Origin of the sequence: Stenotrophomonas pictorum JCM 9942 (assembly GCF_001310775.1) — a bacterium.
GTDB lineage: Bacteria > Pseudomonadota > Gammaproteobacteria > Xanthomonadales > Xanthomonadaceae > Stenotrophomonas > Stenotrophomonas pictorum.
In genome coordinates, this window is sequence record NZ_BAZI01000593.1 from 1 (window position 1) to 1223 (window position 1223).

General features: G+C 66.1%; 2 protein-coding genes and 1 pseudogene. 2 read left to right on the plus strand and 1 reads right to left on the minus strand.

The window, feature by feature from the left end; all coding sequences use genetic code 11:
• Positions 1 to 290, plus strand: a pseudogene (locus JCM9942_RS16325) (aspartate aminotransferase family protein); the annotation flags it as partial.
• Positions 291 to 361: 71 nt separating this feature from the next.
• Here JCM9942_RS16325 and azu read toward each other — a convergent pair.
• The gene (gene azu, locus JCM9942_RS16330) at positions 362 to 811 is read right to left on the minus strand and encodes an azurin (RefSeq protein ID WP_054660904.1); all 450 of its coding nucleotides are present in this window, start codon (positions 809 to 811) and stop codon (positions 362 to 364) included.
• Between the two features lie 148 nt (positions 812 to 959).
• Here azu and JCM9942_RS16335 point away from each other — a divergent pair.
• The coding region (locus tag JCM9942_RS16335) for an HAD family hydrolase (protein WP_484600264.1) at positions 960 to 1223 on the plus strand (264 nt) is incomplete at its 3' end.

Here is a 1223-nt window from a genome sequence, read left to right on the forward strand (position 1 = left end):
GCCGGGCTGGAAGCGGCCCGGCGCAGGCCGGGGTGGCGGTGACCACCAACCAGGTCGGCGCGATGTTCGGGTTGTTCTTCACCCGCGAGAAGGTGGAGACTTACGCCCAGGCCACGGCTTGTGACATCAAGGCCTTCAACGTGTTCTTCCACGCCATGCTCGAGCGCGGTGTGTTCCTGGCGCCGTCGGCCTATGAAGCCGGCTTCCTGTCCAGCGCGCACGACGAGGCGGTGATCGAAGCCACGCTGGCTGCAGCGCGTGAGGCGTTCAACGTGGTCGCGGCGGGCTGATCCCGCCACGTGGTGGCAATACGGAAAAGGCCGGCATCATGCCGGCCTTTTTCTTTGCCCCGTACAAGGGCTCAAGCGAAGACCAGCTTGCCCTTCATCATCCCCCAGTGGCCAGGGAACGAGCAGAAGAAGGTGTAGTCGCCACCACGGACCAGCTTGCTGGTCGCAAAGCGCACGCGCGCTGTCTGCCCACCTCCGATCACCGGGGTGAACGCGATCACCCGCGCATCGCCCTTGGGCAGGTAGCTGTCGGCCAGCGTCGAACGCATTCCCAAGGTGGCGACCGGCTGGAAATCGGCCGTGCGCGTGAGCACCCAGTTGTGGCCCATCACGTTGGCGGCCATCTTGCCGGTGTGCTTGAGCGTAAGGTCGACCTGGGTGCAGTCGGCCGCCACCGTGATCTGCGGCAACGAAAACTGCATACGGTCATTGCTTTCGATGGTGACCGCGCAGGTGCGGGCCAGCACCGGAGCGGCGGGCAACAGGCCGGCAAGGGCCAACAGCAACACAGGAATGCGCATCGAACAGGACTCCAGACTTCCAGGGAAAACAATGCAACCGCCCTATTCTAGGAACAACGCCCCGCTCCGCCCCGCGACGCAATGTCGCAGGGCTGCGCTGTTTCGCCGCAGGACGATACTGCCGGTCACGCTTTGAACCTGCCGCCCGATGCCTGCCCTGCACGCCCTGCTGCTCGATTTCGATGGCCTGCTGGCCGACTACGACCACCGCATCCATCTGCACCAGCTGGCCGAGGCCGCGCAGTGTTCCTCCACACAGGTGGATACGGCGCTGCGCGGGGAAGGGCTGGAGCTGGCGCATGCGCGCGGCGAACTCGATGGCCTGCAACTGCTTGCCGCCCTCAACCAGCGCCTGGGCAGCCGCCTGCAGGCGCAGCACTGGCACGCGGCCCGACATGCCGCCACCCGCGTG